At 32.8% G+C, this 14118-nt stretch carries 14 protein-coding genes; 7 read left to right on the plus strand and 7 right to left on the minus strand.

Annotated features, from left to right (window positions below; all coding sequences use genetic code 11):
- Positions 1 to 340 precede the first annotated feature (340 nt).
- Positions 341 to 1348, plus strand: coding sequence for an LLM class flavin-dependent oxidoreductase (locus LPB87_RS01445; protein ID WP_230604566.1), 1008 nt, complete (start codon positions 341 to 343; stop codon positions 1346 to 1348).
- A 60-nt stretch (positions 1349 to 1408) separates the two neighbouring features.
- The gene (locus tag LPB87_RS01450; protein ID WP_230604568.1) at positions 1409 to 2029 is read left to right on the plus strand and encodes a DUF4230 domain-containing protein; all 621 of its coding nucleotides are present in this window, start codon (positions 1409 to 1411) and stop codon (positions 2027 to 2029) included.
- Positions 2030 to 2249: 220 nt separating this feature from the next.
- Here LPB87_RS01450 and LPB87_RS01455 read toward each other — a convergent pair whose 3' ends face one another.
- From LPB87_RS01455 to LPB87_RS01480, 6 genes are all read right to left on the minus strand, one after another.
- Positions 2250 to 4007, minus strand: a complete 1758-nt coding sequence (locus LPB87_RS01455; RefSeq protein WP_230604570.1) for an aromatic amino acid hydroxylase — start codon at positions 4005 to 4007, stop codon at positions 2250 to 2252.
- 59 nt (positions 4008 to 4066) lie between these two features.
- Complete coding sequence (locus tag LPB87_RS01460; protein ID WP_129537415.1) at positions 4067 to 4456, minus strand: group III truncated hemoglobin; 390 nt, start codon at positions 4454 to 4456, stop codon at positions 4067 to 4069.
- Between the two features lie 195 nt (positions 4457 to 4651).
- Positions 4652 to 5896 carry a threonine ammonia-lyase IlvA gene (ilvA, locus tag LPB87_RS01465; protein ID WP_129537416.1) on the minus strand — a complete coding sequence of 415 codons (1245 nt, stop codon included), beginning with the start codon at positions 5894 to 5896 and terminating at the stop codon, positions 4652 to 4654.
- Positions 5897 to 6105: 209 nt separating this feature from the next.
- Positions 6106 to 6651 carry a DUF4136 domain-containing protein gene (locus LPB87_RS01470; RefSeq protein WP_129537417.1) on the minus strand — a complete coding sequence of 182 codons (546 nt, stop codon included), beginning with the start codon at positions 6649 to 6651 and terminating at the stop codon, positions 6106 to 6108.
- Positions 6652 to 6685: 34 nt separating this feature from the next.
- Positions 6686 to 8662, minus strand: a complete 1977-nt coding sequence (locus LPB87_RS01475) for a urocanate hydratase (RefSeq protein WP_230604572.1) — start codon at positions 8660 to 8662, stop codon at positions 6686 to 6688.
- A 623-nt stretch (positions 8663 to 9285) separates the two neighbouring features.
- Positions 9286 to 9462, minus strand: a complete 177-nt coding sequence (locus LPB87_RS01480; protein WP_164998635.1) for a DUF5522 domain-containing protein — start codon at positions 9460 to 9462, stop codon at positions 9286 to 9288.
- 116 nt (positions 9463 to 9578) lie between these two features.
- Between LPB87_RS01480 and LPB87_RS01485 the strand changes: the two genes are divergently transcribed.
- The 4 genes from LPB87_RS01485 to hemL are packed head-to-tail and all read left to right on the plus strand — an operon-like array spanning position 9579 to position 13013.
- Positions 9579 to 9914: a hypothetical protein gene (locus LPB87_RS01485; protein WP_230604574.1), complete on the plus strand. Its 336-nt coding sequence runs from the start codon at positions 9579 to 9581 to the stop codon at positions 9912 to 9914.
- 9 nt (positions 9915 to 9923) lie between these two features.
- Positions 9924 to 10820 carry a pyridoxal-phosphate dependent enzyme gene (locus tag LPB87_RS01490; protein WP_230604576.1) on the plus strand — a complete coding sequence of 299 codons (897 nt, stop codon included), beginning with the start codon at positions 9924 to 9926 and terminating at the stop codon, positions 10818 to 10820.
- Complete coding sequence (locus LPB87_RS01495; RefSeq protein ID WP_129537421.1) at positions 10813 to 11688, plus strand: glucosaminidase domain-containing protein; 876 nt, start codon at positions 10813 to 10815, stop codon at positions 11686 to 11688. The genes LPB87_RS01490 and LPB87_RS01495 overlap by 8 nt, the downstream gene beginning before the upstream one ends.
- 38 nt (positions 11689 to 11726) lie before the next feature.
- Positions 11727 to 13013, plus strand: a complete 1287-nt coding sequence (gene hemL / locus LPB87_RS01500; RefSeq protein WP_230604578.1) for a glutamate-1-semialdehyde 2,1-aminomutase — start codon at positions 11727 to 11729, stop codon at positions 13011 to 13013.
- Between the two features lie 148 nt (positions 13014 to 13161).
- Here hemL and LPB87_RS01505 read toward each other — a convergent pair whose 3' ends face one another.
- The gene (locus tag LPB87_RS01505) at positions 13162 to 13593 is read right to left on the minus strand and encodes a hypothetical protein (protein WP_129537423.1); all 432 of its coding nucleotides are present in this window, start codon (positions 13591 to 13593) and stop codon (positions 13162 to 13164) included.
- A gap of 134 nt (positions 13594 to 13727) precedes the next feature.
- On the opposite strand from LPB87_RS01505, the gene LPB87_RS01510 reads away from it, so the two are divergent.
- Positions 13728 to 14093, plus strand: a complete 366-nt coding sequence (locus LPB87_RS01510; protein WP_230604918.1) for a hypothetical protein — start codon at positions 13728 to 13730, stop codon at positions 14091 to 14093.
- Positions 14094 to 14118: the final 25 nt, after the last annotated feature.

Consider the following 14118-nt stretch of genomic DNA (forward strand, 5'->3'; position numbering starts at 1 on the left):
TTTTAATAAATTAGATAAAAGCAACTTTTTAGACTTATCCTTATTGCCGCTTATATCTCTGAGGATTCTGTAAATATATCGCTTAGTGATATATTTAATTTTTCTACGAGTTTTCATAAACAAGGGATTTATAATTTGTTATTTAAAGTTACAAAAAATAACTCATGGATTCATTAAGTTGGCCTAATAAATTTAGTATCATCAAACTATTATGTAATCATTCAAAATAAAAATTCACATATTTATCGATGTTAGATTTATTTAACACTGTTAAAAATTTATAATTCAATTAACAATTGAGAATTTATTAATGGTTAATTTTGTAAAAAGATTAATCACAATGAATAATAATATACCAATTTCTTTATTAGAATTAGCATTAATTACAGAGGGTAGTGATGCAAAAGAAACATTTCAGAAAACAAAAGAGCTTGCTCAACTAGCTGATACTTTAGGATACAACCGATTTTGGTTGGCCGAACATCACAATATGGAGCATGTGGCTAGTACAGCAACAGTAGTTTTAATAGGTTACATAGCAAGTCAAACGCAAAATATTCGCGTTGGTTCAGGAGGAATAATGCTTCCCAATCATTCACCGCTTGTTATTGCAGAACAATTCGGAACATTAGAAACACTTTATCCTAACCGAATAGATTTAGGTTTAGGTAGAGCGCCAGGAACTGATTCTTTAACTGCTCAGGCTATTCGTGAAGATTTTTACGCACAGTCGCAACAATTCCCGAAAAACGTTCAGGCTATTCATAATTACTTTTCACCTGATAATGCTTCCGCAAAAGTACGTGCTTTTCCTGCCGAAGGAACTAATGTGCCAGTTTGGATATTAGGCTCTAGTATGGATAGTGCTTCGTTAGCTGCCGCAAAAGGATTGCCATATGCATTTGCAGGGCATTTTGCACCAAGAATGATGTTGCAAGCATTTGAGTTTTATCGAGAAAACTTTATTCCTTCAAAATATTTAAGTAGCCCTAAAACAATGGCGTGTGTAAATGCTATTGGAGCAGATACAAATGAAGAAGCCGAAGTTTTATCAACTACTTTATATCAAATGTTTTTAGGGTTAATACGTAATAGCAGGAAGCCAGTTCAAGCACCACTTGCATCATTAGATGGATTAATGAGTGAGGAAGAAAAATTCCATGTAGATCAAATGGTCGCTTGTACTTTTGCAGGGAATAAAGAAAAGTTAGAAAAAGACTTAAAACAATTTATAGCGCGTTCAGGTATAGATGAATTGATGATTACCAGTCCAATTTTTGATCATCAGGATAAACTAAAAAGTTTAAAAATTCTTAAAGAAGTTATCGACAACATAAATAAAGCGTAGTGATGCTTTCTAAAAAAATCACTAAATTGGCTACATAATAGTCATCATTAAAACATAATTATGTTGAGAAGAATCTTAATAGGAATTGTAATTATAGTCGGAATCGTTCTTGCATTTAAGTATTGTGAATTCAAGAAAGATGATTCAACGAGTTTGGATTATAACACCAATTTAATACAGCAACAAATTGTAAACGTTGGGAAGCTGATAGTTACCGAAGGACATTTCTCTGAAGTAGTAACCTATAAAAACTCAAATAAGTACTTGCTGGATATGCTTTCTTTTGAAAAGAAAGCATTGATTGTAGTGAATGCAAATGTTACAGTAGCATATGATTTACATAAAATGAAGTATGAAATTGATGAAAAAAATAAGGTTATAAAAATCGTATCAATTCCAAAAGAGGAAATTACTATCAACCCAGATATTCAATATTATAATGTTGAGCAAAGTCAATTAAACGCATTTACGGGAGATGATTATAATAAAATAAACAAATCAGTTAAGGCGAATTTGGCAAAGAAAATAGAAAAATCATCGCTTAAAACAAATGCGCAAAATCGACTGATTAGCGAGTTGTCTAAGATTTTAATCCTGACAAATTCAATGGGTTGGAAGCTACAATACGATGGTAAAACAATTCAAAACGAAACAGAGCTTAGTAACGATTTGAAGTTATAGAAATCTAAGTGAAAGATTCAAAGTGACAAAGGTACAAAGTTTTTCTTTTAGTCTTGTCATGATGAGCGGAGTCGAAGCATTATATTGTTAACGCCCTTCGACTACGAAGAAAAAGATAAGATTGTGGTCAATATTACACAGATTTTGCAATCAGAATATTTATGTAATCTTTGTCAAAGTTTTGAACTTTGACAAAGATCTCCTTTATAAAAGTTTCTTTCTAACACTTTTCCTTATCAAAAATCAAGTCCAGACCGCCTGAAATTAAATGGGCCACTTCTGGTCTTTTTGTTTTTAAATTTTCAAGATGTGCGAGTACTTCCTGTAACAATTGAGGTTGATTGCTGTTCTTTAAAAGTTCTGTAATCTCTACAGATAACAACCAGTCATTAGGATGATTTGTCTTTACTTTTTTAAAGATAGAAGTCAATAATGTTTCATGAGAATTGGTTTCTCTTATAGATCTAACTTGTTGGTATAATTCTTCTAGCTCATCACGTTCCTTAGAATGTTTGGCTTTGATTGTTTTTGTTTTTGGAACTGAATTGATGAGGTCAAAACTATTAACATCGGCTGGTCCAGAAAAAGCAGAAACTACTTTCTTGCCAATTGCCATATCATAATTACCCCACTCTGGTTTAAATAAAATAGTGTCTCCGTGAGTTACAGTGCAATTTTTAAAGCTGATTAAAATAATCTCACCATGTAAGTTTCTAGAACCAGTAATGATTTCTCCTTTTACAATAATTCCGCCTTCAAATTCTAATTTTACAGTTTCATTTTCAACTATTTTGTAGGCATTTAAATCCATCGGGCTCATATCTTCGATAGCCAAATTAAAGCCTTTTAATTTTCCGATAGGGCTACCAAAACCTTCAGGATGCGTTAGTGTTCCGTGCCCAACTAATTCTTTTTCACGGTAAGATAAAGCTGTTTTTCCTGTTGTTTGTATGTAAATAGGCTTTCCATCAGCTTCTATAACATTGGTAAAAACGCCAGAAATTTGTAAACCAGTGCTTAATTCAATCGTTCCTAAAGCATTCGAATTAATTAATTTTTGAATACCAGAAATCCCACCTGTACGCAATGCCATTTTATTAGCAAATTCTTCAAGAATAAGACTTAAATAGGCAAAAGTAGGTGTAACGTATAGTTGAGGTTGTAATTTTGTAATATCAAAACTCTGATTTGCTGCCGAGATATCATATGGAATTTTGGTAACATTATCAGTCATGCACCAAGCGCTTTCGCCAATTGATGATAATAAACCAGCACCATAAATCTTAGGATCTTCGATAGTTCCAATTAAGCCATATTCAACAGTCCACCAATGTAAGTTTCTAATTTGTGCCATTTCTGACAATTCTCCCATATTATTTTGTAAATCTTCAACCGCTTTTTCTGCTTGATCAATATCCGCTTGTGGAGTTCCTTCAGCTTCTTTTAAGATCGAAAGCAATCGAATAGCTTCATACATTTGGTAATCTTTGTGTGAAGAGATAGCTTTACAACCAATTTCACCAAAGCGGCGTAAGTATTCAGCATATTCAGGATTAGCAATAATAGGAGCATGCCCAGCACCTTCGTGAATAATATCGGGTGCAGGTGTATATTCGATATGCTCGAGCTGACGAATATCAGAAGCGATTACCAAAACATTATAAGCCTGAAATTCCATAAAGGCATTTGGTGGAATAAAACCATCAACTGCTACAGCAGCCCAACCAATTTCAGTTAGAATTCGGTTCATCCCGTACATGCTCGGAATGTTATTAATTTCGATTCCAGTTTTTTTCAATCCATCTAGATAGGAATGATGCGCTACTTTAGATAAATAATCTACATTTTTGCGCATCACATACCTCCAAACCGCTTGATTAATGGGAGTATAATCACTATAATCTTGAGGTTTAATAAATTGCTTTAAATGATTAGGCAATCGATCTAATAAAGGATTTGTTTCAATAGTTGGGTTCATTTCGAAATCGTTGTAGTTCTTTTGCGAAATTACAAATTTAAAGAACTATTTTTAGTTTTTTATTTAGATGTTTTTTTTAAATCTCTAAAATATTCAATTTTATAGAGGAACATAGAGGCCATATTTACACCACGCATCTTAGCCTCTTCGGCAAGAATACCTATAAAAAGACTGTCTACTGTTTTTGTGAAAATTTCAATCCATCTGTTAAAATGGGATTGGTCTACAGGCAAATGTTTGTGTGGTGGAAATGGACTTCCAGAATAGCTATGTTGTTCTAACAAGATAGTTTGCCAAAATTTATACATTGTTTCTAAATGTTCTGGCCATCTTCCTTGGATTCTTTCATTGAATATTGGTCCAATAAGGTCGTCTTTTTGAACTTTGGCATAAAAAGTATTGACTAATAATTTTATGTCTTCGATTGTTGTTATGTCTAAAATTACCATATTTTTATGTAAAAAGATTATATGCAAAAATACAACTTAATGCAGGGTTTTTCTCTTTAGTTTAGTTAAATGAATCTAAAAAAATGTATGAATAAAGTTATAATTTATCATTTTTGATGCATTGATTAGTTAACGGGTTACAAAATCGAATATTTTTTTTATACCAACATATTTCAGAACGATACAAATGGTATTTTATCCAATAAGTTGTGTGTATAAATCCTGATTTTCATTGAGGTATTGAAACTCAAATCCCTTGGTTATCATATTACTTTTAATGTTTTTGATATCTTTTTTGTTTTTTAGTTCTAATCCAACTACTACTGAACCTACTTCTCTGCTATTTTTCTTTGCAAATTGAAAATAAGTAATATCATCATTAGGTCCTAAAATATCATTTACAAATTCTTTAAGTGCACCCGGACGTTGCGGAAACTGAATCATGAAATAATGCATCAATCCTTCGTAAAGGAGGGAGCGTTCTTTTATTTCGGCAGTTCGCTCAATATCGTTATTACTTCCGCTTACTACGCAAACAATTGTTTTACCTTTTATTTTTTCTTTATAGAAATCCAATGCAGCTATTGTAAGCGCTCCTGCTGGTTCTACAACCATAGCTTCTTCATTGTACAATCTCAAAATAGTAGTACAGACTTTACCTTCGGGTACAAGAATTATATCGTCTAAATTCTTGCGACATATATCAAAGGTCATGTTCCCGACTTGTTTTACTGCAGCGCCATCTACAAATTTATCAATCGTTTTTAAAGCGGTGTTTTTTCCATCGATGATAGATGTTTTCATTGATGGGGCTCCTTTTGGTTCTACACCAATAATTTTAGTATCTGGGCTTAGATGTTTAAAAACTTCTGAAAGTCCCGATGCTAATCCGCCACCGCCTATAGGAACAAAAACATAATCTATAGGTTCTTTATATGATTCCAAAATTTCAAGCCCTACGGTTCCTTGCCCTGCAATAACTTTTAAATCATCAAAAGGATGAATGAAAATTCTATTACTCATTGTAGCATCTTCTGTTGCAGAAGCGTATGCATCATCAAAAGTATCTCCAGTAAGAACAATTTCTACAAAAGACTTTCCAAATAATTGTACTTGTTTTACTTTTTGCTTTGGGGTAGTTTTTGGCATGTAAATCTTGCCTTTAATTTGTAGTAAATTACAAGAGTAAGCAACACCTTGTGCATGATTTCCAGCGCTTGCGCATACAATACCTTTTGTTTTTTCTGTATCATTAAGAGAAGAAATTTTATTGTAAGCACCTCTAATTTTATAAGAACGTACAATTTGCAGGTCTTCTCTTTTTAATAAGACAGTTGCCTTAAATTCATCTGAAAGATTGAGGTTTTGTGTGAGTGGAGTAGCGGCAACTACTTTGCTTAGTTGTTCTTTGGCTGTAATTACTTCGTTAAATAGCATCATGTGTTTTGGTTGTTTTTTAAAATAAAAAAACCTCCCGATTTGGGAGGTTCTAATAAATTGTATTTTGTTTACTTATTTATATAACACCTCGCCACTATTGTTGAATTACAATAATGTTAATAGCGATAATAATGTTATTTAAATTTGTCATTGTTTATTATTTGAAAAAAACAAATGTATTAATTATTTGATAAGAACACGAAAAAAGATTATTTTTTTGCAAGATTTGGAGGATACTGCGCTAGTATTTTGCCCACAAACTCAGCAACTACTTTATCTTTTTTGTCAGGTCCTTGGTTGGTTAAATAACCAACTCCTTCACCTTGCCAAATCATTTCTTTTTTCTTAGCATCGATAAAATCGATGTATAAAGTTCCTTGGGTAGATGTTGATACAGAAGTTTGATTTCCCATCATTAGGTAAGGATTCCATCCATAACCCCATCCGTAACCCCATCCAGCGTTAAACTGGTTTACATTTACTTCTTCTCTTGCTTTAGTAAAAATGTTTATTAATAAATCTGGATTATCACTTTTAGTAAAACCTTTTGCTGCCATTTGTTCATCGATAGCACGTAAAATTCTTCTTTTATCTAAATCAGAAATTTCAACTTTATCGATACCAGGTTTGAAATAAGCATATGTTTTATACTTTGTAAAATCAACAGATTTATCATAATCGGAGTATACACTAATACTACTACAAGAAGTTAGAACTAGAAGTAATAGAATTGGTAAAATAAATAATTTTTTCATGTTTAGATAGTTTTTAAGTTATACCGACTTTGATTTAAAATAATGTTTCGTCAACTATATTAGGGATGGTCACTTTCAATAAAGGTTGCGTGTGCATCGCTCTTTTTATTGCAAAAATTGCTTCATCATTACGCGCCCAACTTCTTCTTGAAATACCATTGTTAACATCCCAAAAAAGCATTGACGCTAAGCGTCTAGATGCCTCTTTAGTTCCATCAAGAATCATACCAAAACCACCATTTATAACCTCTCCCCAGCCTACGCCACCACCATTATGGATAGAGACCCATGTTGCGCCTCTAAAGCTGTCACCAATGACATTTTGTATCGCCATATCAGCAGTATATCTTGATCCGTCATAGATATTAGATGTTTCTCTGTATGGAGAATCAGTTCCTGAAACATCATGATGATCACGACCTAAAACTACGGCTCCAATTTCTCCTTTTGCAATTGCTTGGTTAAAAGCTTCAGCAATTTTGATTCGACCTTCGGCATCAGCATATAAAATGCGTGCTTGTGATCCTACAACTAATTTGTTTTCTTGAGCTCCTTTTATCCATTTGATGTTATCCTGCATTTGTTGTTGAATTTCATCAGGTGCAGTTTTTGCCATTTCTTCTAAAACTTGTGATGCAATGGTATCTGTTTTTTGTAAATCTTCTGGTTTTCCAGACGTACAAACCCATCTAAAAGGGCCAAACCCATAATCAAAACACATTGGTCCCATGATGTCCTGAACATAACTTGGGTATTTAAAATCGATATTGTTTTCAGCCATTACTTGCGCACCAGCACGAGAAGCTTCTAGTAAAAAAGCATTTCCGTAATCAAAGAAATAAGTTCCTTTGGCAGTATGTTTGTTTATGGCATCTGCATGTCGACGTAATGTTTCCTGTACTTTTTCTTTAAATAGATCAGGATTGTTTGCCATCATTTCATTTGCTGCTTCAAAGGTAATTCCGACAGGATAATACCCACCAGCCCAAGGATTGTGTAATGAAGTTTGGTCTGAACCTAAATCAATTTTGATGTTTTCCTGGTCGAATTTTTCCCAAACATCAACCACGTTTCCTAGGTATGCAATAGAAACTACTTCTTTATTGGCTTTTGCCAAAGCAACTCTTTTTACTAATTGGTCAAGATCTTCTACAATCTCATTGATCCAGCCTTGTTCGTGGCGGATTTTAGTAATTTTGGGATTCACTTCAGCACAAACGGTGATGCAACCTGCAATATTTCCTGCTTTAGGTTGTGCACCGCTCATTCCTCCTAATCCTGAAGTAACAAATAAGTTTCCTTCTGGATTTAATTTTATTTTTCTGAAACCATTTAAAACTGTAATTGTTGTTCCATGTACGATTCCTTGTGGTCCAATGTACATATAACTACCTGCTGTCATTTGCCCATATTGAGAAACTCCAAGCGCATTCATTTTTTCCCAATCGTCAGGTTTTGAGTAATTCGGGATTACCATTCCGTTAGTCACAACTACGCGTGGTGCTTCAGCATGTGAAGGAAAAAGCCCCATCGGATGACCAGAATACATAGTAAGCGTTTGCTCATTTGTCATTTCAGATAAATACTGCATAGTAAGTAAATACTGTGCCCAGTTTTGAAAAACAGCACCATTACCGCCATAAGTAATTAATTCATGTGGATGTTGTGCAACTGCATAATCCAGATTGTTCTGAATCATTAGCATAATTCCTTTTGCTTGTTCTGATTTTCCAGGATATTCGCTAATTGGTCTGGCGTACATTCTGTAATCTGGGCGAAAACGGTACATGTAGATACGGCCGTATTGTTCTAATTCTTCTGAAAACTCAGTAATTAATTCAGCATGATGTTGCGGTTCAAAATAGCGTAATGCATTTTTTAATGCCAATTTTTTTTCTTCAGCCGAAAGAATTGCTTTTCGTTTTGGAGCGTGATTTATAGCTAAATCGTATATTTTTTTTGGAGGTAATATTGATGGGATTCCTTGTTGAATTTGTTCTTGGAAAGTCATTTTTTAAAGGTGCTTAGTTGCTAAGATTCTATGTTGCTAAGGTATTTTAGCTAGATTAACAACGGATTAATTTTTTGTTCTTCAGATTATTGTCGATCTGTTGGGGCTCAAATACTAATCGATAAATTTTATTTCTATAAAATATTGTAATCCTAACGAATTTATTTTTTCAGCCTTGTTAAAGGCGTAATATTAATAGAAAACAACACGATCAGTTGGTAAAAGCTCCATAGGAGCGAAATACTATCAATGCAAATTCAATCTGAAATAATTATCTCATTTTCAAATTGACTCATTGGCACATTTTCTAATTAAAAGCTAGGGATACCGGATATCCGACCTATGATAGGATTTGTGGATAGTAATCCTATATTTTTGTGAACAGATATCCATATTTTTATATTTAAAGGTTCAAGAATTTAAATGTTGGAAAAGTCAATTAAAAAGAATTATCTTATTTTTTTATTGAGATATTTCCTAATTATCCTATTATAAAGATTCGGAAATTTAAAGATTTAAAAACTTGTTTCAAAATAATTTTAGATTTCTTATGATTTTGACTTTTAGGATAATCTAAAAATAGCATTATCTAATTTTGAAATCGGTACATTTTTAAAATAATCTTATTTTTTTATCTCTCCAGTTTTCTTATCATATCCATAGGGACAATGGCGACAGCCACTTTTGCAACAATAACCTCTTTTTAAATGGTGTTTTTCTGTAAAACATTTATATCCTTCGGGGGTATAATAAAAATCTTCGCCCTCAATTAATTTATTTTCCTTATTTTGTTCATTCATAATCCTGAATTTGGCAAAAAGCTATTTTTATCTTTAATTTTAAGTAAATTCGGTTGATTATGTTTTTCTTTGTGTAGAAGTAATTTACTAGTACAAATTTATAATTTTTACAGCGAATGTTTTTGATTATTGCTAAATATTTAATTCCGAAAGGATATCGCGGAATGGCTGTATTTCCTTTTGTGCTTATGAAATACCCTTCGGATAAAAAAAATGAAGTTCTTATTAATCATGAAAAAATACATTTACGCCAACAGATAGAATTATTGATATTACCTTTTTTTCTTTGGTATTTAATTGAATATGTAGTGCGGTTATTTCAATATAAAAATGCTGATTTGGCTTATCATAATATTAGTTTTGAAAGAGAAGCATATCAAAATGAAGCTAATATGAATTATTTAAAAAACAGGCCTTTTTTTCGGTTTGTACAGTATTTAAATTACAAATAAAATAAAATTTTGAATCAAAAAATCTATACTATTTTTCCAAACAATATTTCACTTACAATCAAAAGAGAAGACTTGATTCATCCTTTTATTTCAGGGAATAAGTATCGGAAATTAAAATATAATTTACTTCAGGCGAAAGCCGAAAATCAAGAAACGCTACTCACTTTTGGTGGTGCTTTTTCTAATCATATTGCAGCTGTGGCTTATGCAGGAAAAGAAAGCGGATTTAAGACCATTGGGATTATTCGCGGAGACGAACTTATTGATAAAATAGAAGGAAATCCCACTTTAAAATTTGCTCAGGAAAACGGAATGCAATTAGAATTTGTTACTAGAGAGGATTACCGACTTAAAAACGAAATAGATTTTCTTGATAAGCTGAAACAACAATTTGGAGCGTTTTATCTAGTGCCCGAAGGAGGAACAAATGCACTAGCAGTTAGAGGTTGTGAGGAGATTTTAACCCCTGAAGATGCCGAGTTTAATTATGTATGTTGTGCAGTAGGAACTGGCGGAACTATTTCAGGAATTAGCAATAGTGCGTTACCAAATCAAAAAGTTTTAGGGTTTCCAGCGTTAAAAGGGGATTTTTTACAAGATGAAATTCGTATTTTTGCAAAGAAACATAATTGGGAACTGATTACTGACTACCATTTTGGTGGTTATGGCAAAGTCAATTTTGAGCTAATTGCCTTTATTAATCAGTTTTTTGATGAAAATCACATCCCTTTGGATCCAATTTATACAGGAAAGATGGTTTTTGGCGTTATAGATTTAATTAAGAAAAACTATTTTCCTGCAAATTCTAAAATTTTATTGATTCATACAGGAGGATTACAAGGAATAAAAGGAATGAATATAAAGCTGATGAATAAAAACGTACCAATAATAAAAAGCAATGTTTAAAAAAACACTCTTACTCTTACTAACGATAACGCTAATAGGTTGTAATGCAAGCAAACCTGCTATTGTAACAACCCAAAAGAAAGCTACTAATCAGAAACACAAGGTAGCAATAAACACAAAGAAAAAGCCCACTTATACTAAGCCATCTCCAAATAGTAAAACAGAGGTTATTGAGTCAACCTCAAAAACAGTTGTTACTAATAACCTAATTGGGGATTATATTTCTCAGTATAAGGAGATTGCAATGGGGAATATGAAAAACTACGGAATTCCTGCAAGTATTATTTTGGCACAAGGAATTTTAGAATCAGGTGCAGGAAGAGGAGATTTGGCACTTTCATCAAATAATCATTTCGGAATAAAATGTCATAAGGATTGGGTAGGCGAGAGTGTTCGTCATGATGATGATTCATTGCAGGAATGTTTTAGAAAATACAAAGACCCATCAGAATCGTTTCGTGATCATGCTTTGTTTTTGACTGGAAAGAAACGATATGCTGCATTGTTTACTTATGAAAAAGGAGATTATAAAGCTTGGGCAAAAGGATTAAGAGCTGCAGGATATGCAACTGACCCTAGATATCCTGAGAAATTAATCAGCTATATTGAGCGTTATGAATTGCATCAATATGATAATCAGGCTATGGGTAAAGACTACGTTGTAGTTGAAAAAACAACTACAGTTGTTGTTCCAAGAACTCCTAATGCAGCAAATAATATAAATAACCTTGCTTCGTACGAAGTTCAGAAAGGAGATACATTGTATTCTATTTCAAAAAAATTCAACGTACTTGTTGATGATTTAAAGCAAAAAAACAATCTTGTCGATAATACCCTTTCTATCGGACAACGGTTAATTGTAAAGTAAAATTCCAATAAAGATAAAAGTCAAAAGATAAAATTAAAATGATATATCAAAGAAGTAGTCAGCTTTTTGCTGAAGCAGAAAAAGTAATTCCGGGTGGTGTAAATTCACCTGTAAGAGCATTTAAAGCAGTAGGAGGAACTCCAATTTTTGTAAAAAGTGCACAAGGAGCCTATTTATTTGACGAAGACGGAAATAAATTGATAGATTACATCAATTCGTGGGGGCCAATGGTTTTAGGTCATGCCTATGCTCCAGTTGTTGATGCTGTAATTGAAAAAGCAAAATTAGGCACATCTTTTGGAATGCCTACAGAATTGGAAACACAAATTGCAGCTTTAGCAGTTTCGATGGTTCCAAATATTGATAAAATCCGTTTTGTAAATTCAGGAACAGAGGCTTGTATGAGCGCAATACGTTTGGCAAGAGGGTTTACAAAGAGAGATAAAATTATAAAATTTGCAGGTTGTTACCACGGACATTCTGATTCGTTCTTGATTCAAGCGGGAAGTGGAGCTGTGACTTTTGGTAGTCCAAATAGCCCTGGAGTTACTGAGGGGACAGCAAAAGATACTTTACTAGCAAAATATAATGATTTAGAAAATGTAGCGACATTAATTGCAGCGAATAAAGAAGAAATTGCTGCAATTATTATTGAGCCTGTTGCAGGAAATATGGGTTGTATTCCGCCAAATAAAGGATTCTTAGAAGGTTTACGTCAATTGTGTACAGAAAACGGAATTTTATTAATCTTTGATGAGGTTATGACCGGTTTTAGACTAGCGCGTGGTGGAGTTCAAGAATTATTTAATATTAAAGCTGATATTGTAACTTTTGGAAAAGTAATAGGTGGTGGTTTGCCAGTAGGAGCATTTGCTGCTCGTGCAGAAATCATGAATTATCTAGCTCCAATAGGACCAGTTTATCAAGCAGGAACATTATCAGGTAATCCGTTGGCAATGGCAGCAGGATTAGCAATGTTACAAGCTTTGGATAATGACCGTGCGATCTTTACTCGTTTAGAGGAGAAAACGGCTTACCTAGAAGCGGGAATTGATAGAGTTCTTAAAGCTAATAATGTAGTTTTTACGATTAATAGAGTGGGTTCTATGATTTCGGTACATTTTGATGGTGCTCCAGTAACTGATTTTAAAAGTGCTGCTAATGGAGATAACGAAACGTTCAAGAAATTCTTCCACGGATTATTGAATGAAGGTGTTTACATTGCTCCTTCGGCATATGAAACATGGTTTATTACAGATGCATTGACATACGAAGATTTAGATTTTACAATTCAAGCAATTGATAAAGTTTCTAAAACTTTTTAGTTTTAAGATCTCACAATAAATAAAATATTTAAGGTTTGACTTTTTAATTAAAGTTGAGCCTTTTTTATTTTATGGATAAAATGATTCAGGTGAAAATAAAAAAGTCGGAAGAAAACTCTTCCGACCATGACTAGTACAAAGTCTCTTTTTATTTATTTCTTCTTTCCTTCATTTTGTCTTTCATTTTCTCCTTGTTTTCTTCTCTCATTGCAGTCCATTTTTTGTATTGATCTGCATTTAAAATTGATTTCATCTGCGCTTCAGTTGCAGTTTTTTCATCCATTATTTCTTTTTTAAGAGCCGCTTTCTCTTCGGCAGTTGGTTTTACGTTACTGTCTTTTCTGGCTTTACGCATTTCCATGTGTTTTTGTGCTTTGGCACTTTTGTCAGCTAGTAACTTTCCAATCTGAGCTTGTTGGTTGGCATCTAAATTTAATTCGGTAGTTAGTTTTTTTAAATGTTTTTCATTTCGTTGTTCAGGAGTCAACCTTTCTCTTTGTTGTTTAGTAGGTTGAGTCGCGTCTTGAGCAAAGCTTACCATTCCAACGAACAATAGAGCAGCGATAAATAATTTTTTCATGATTTGTTTGTTTTAAAAGGTTATTGGTATTAGACAATTATAAAATAAATAGGTTTAATGCACTTTTTTTAATTATAATTTATTTAACAGGTGATAAAATAAATTTTGTTTCTTAAATTCGCATCGTGAAAAAAATGGTCTTCATATTGATTCTAGCTATTTTTCTAAAACCTGTATTTCCGGTTATAGAGTATATTGTTAATTATGATTATATTTCGACTGTACTTTGCGAGAATAAAGCGCAACCTGTTATGCAATGTAACGGAAAGTGTCATTTAATGAAAGAATTGGCCAAAGCTGCCGATGCCGAAAAACCTTCTTCATCTGATAAAAAACACACTCTTCTGGATAAAGTCGATTTAATGTTTGAATCTACAAATGCATTTGCATTACAATTTTATCCAAACAATACTAAATCACAAATTAATGCGACTTACGCTAATTTGTATTCGCATCTTAATGCTGATTTGTTTTTTCATCCGCCTGCACGTATTTCTTAAATTTTAATTAAAAACACTTTTGTGT

This window comes from Flavobacterium sp. EDS (genome assembly GCF_020991525.1).
Classification (GTDB): Bacteria; Bacteroidota; Bacteroidia; order Flavobacteriales; family Flavobacteriaceae; genus Flavobacterium.

What these genes read in the sequence shown, in the direction of transcription:
- LPB87_RS01480 (WP_164998635.1), bottom strand. Translation starts at nt 9,462, where the DNA reads ATGAATGAACAAAATAAGGAAAATAAATTAATTGAGGGCGAAGATTTT.
- LPB87_RS01485 (WP_230604574.1), top strand. Translation starts at nt 9,579, where the DNA reads ATGTTTTTGATTATTGCTAAATATTTAATTCCGAAAGGATATCGCGGA.
- LPB87_RS01475 (WP_230604572.1), bottom strand. Translation starts at nt 8,662, where the DNA reads ATGACTTTCCAAGAACAAATTCAACAAGGAATCCCATCAATATTACCT.
- LPB87_RS01455 (WP_230604570.1), bottom strand. Translation starts at nt 4,007, where the DNA reads ATGAACCCAACTATTGAAACAAATCCTTTATTAGATCGATTGCCTAAT.
- LPB87_RS01495 (WP_129537421.1), top strand. Translation starts at nt 10,813, where the DNA reads ATGTTTAAAAAAACACTCTTACTCTTACTAACGATAACGCTAATAGGT.
- LPB87_RS01470 (WP_129537417.1), bottom strand. Translation starts at nt 6,651, where the DNA reads ATGAAAAAATTATTTATTTTACCAATTCTATTACTTCTAGTTCTAACT.
- hemL (WP_230604578.1), top strand. Translation starts at nt 11,727, where the DNA reads ATGATATATCAAAGAAGTAGTCAGCTTTTTGCTGAAGCAGAAAAAGTA.
- ilvA (WP_129537416.1), bottom strand. Translation starts at nt 5,896, where the DNA reads ATGATGCTATTTAACGAAGTAATTACAGCCAAAGAACAACTAAGCAAA.
- LPB87_RS01450 (WP_230604568.1), top strand. Translation starts at nt 1,409, where the DNA reads ATGTTGAGAAGAATCTTAATAGGAATTGTAATTATAGTCGGAATCGTT.
- LPB87_RS01510 (WP_230604918.1), top strand. Translation starts at nt 13,728, where the DNA reads ATGGTCTTCATATTGATTCTAGCTATTTTTCTAAAACCTGTATTTCCG.
- LPB87_RS01460 (WP_129537415.1), bottom strand. Translation starts at nt 4,456, where the DNA reads ATGGTAATTTTAGACATAACAACAATCGAAGACATAAAATTATTAGTC.
- LPB87_RS01445 (WP_230604566.1), top strand. Translation starts at nt 341, where the DNA reads ATGAATAATAATATACCAATTTCTTTATTAGAATTAGCATTAATTACA.
- LPB87_RS01505 (WP_129537423.1), bottom strand. Translation starts at nt 13,593, where the DNA reads ATGAAAAAATTATTTATCGCTGCTCTATTGTTCGTTGGAATGGTAAGC.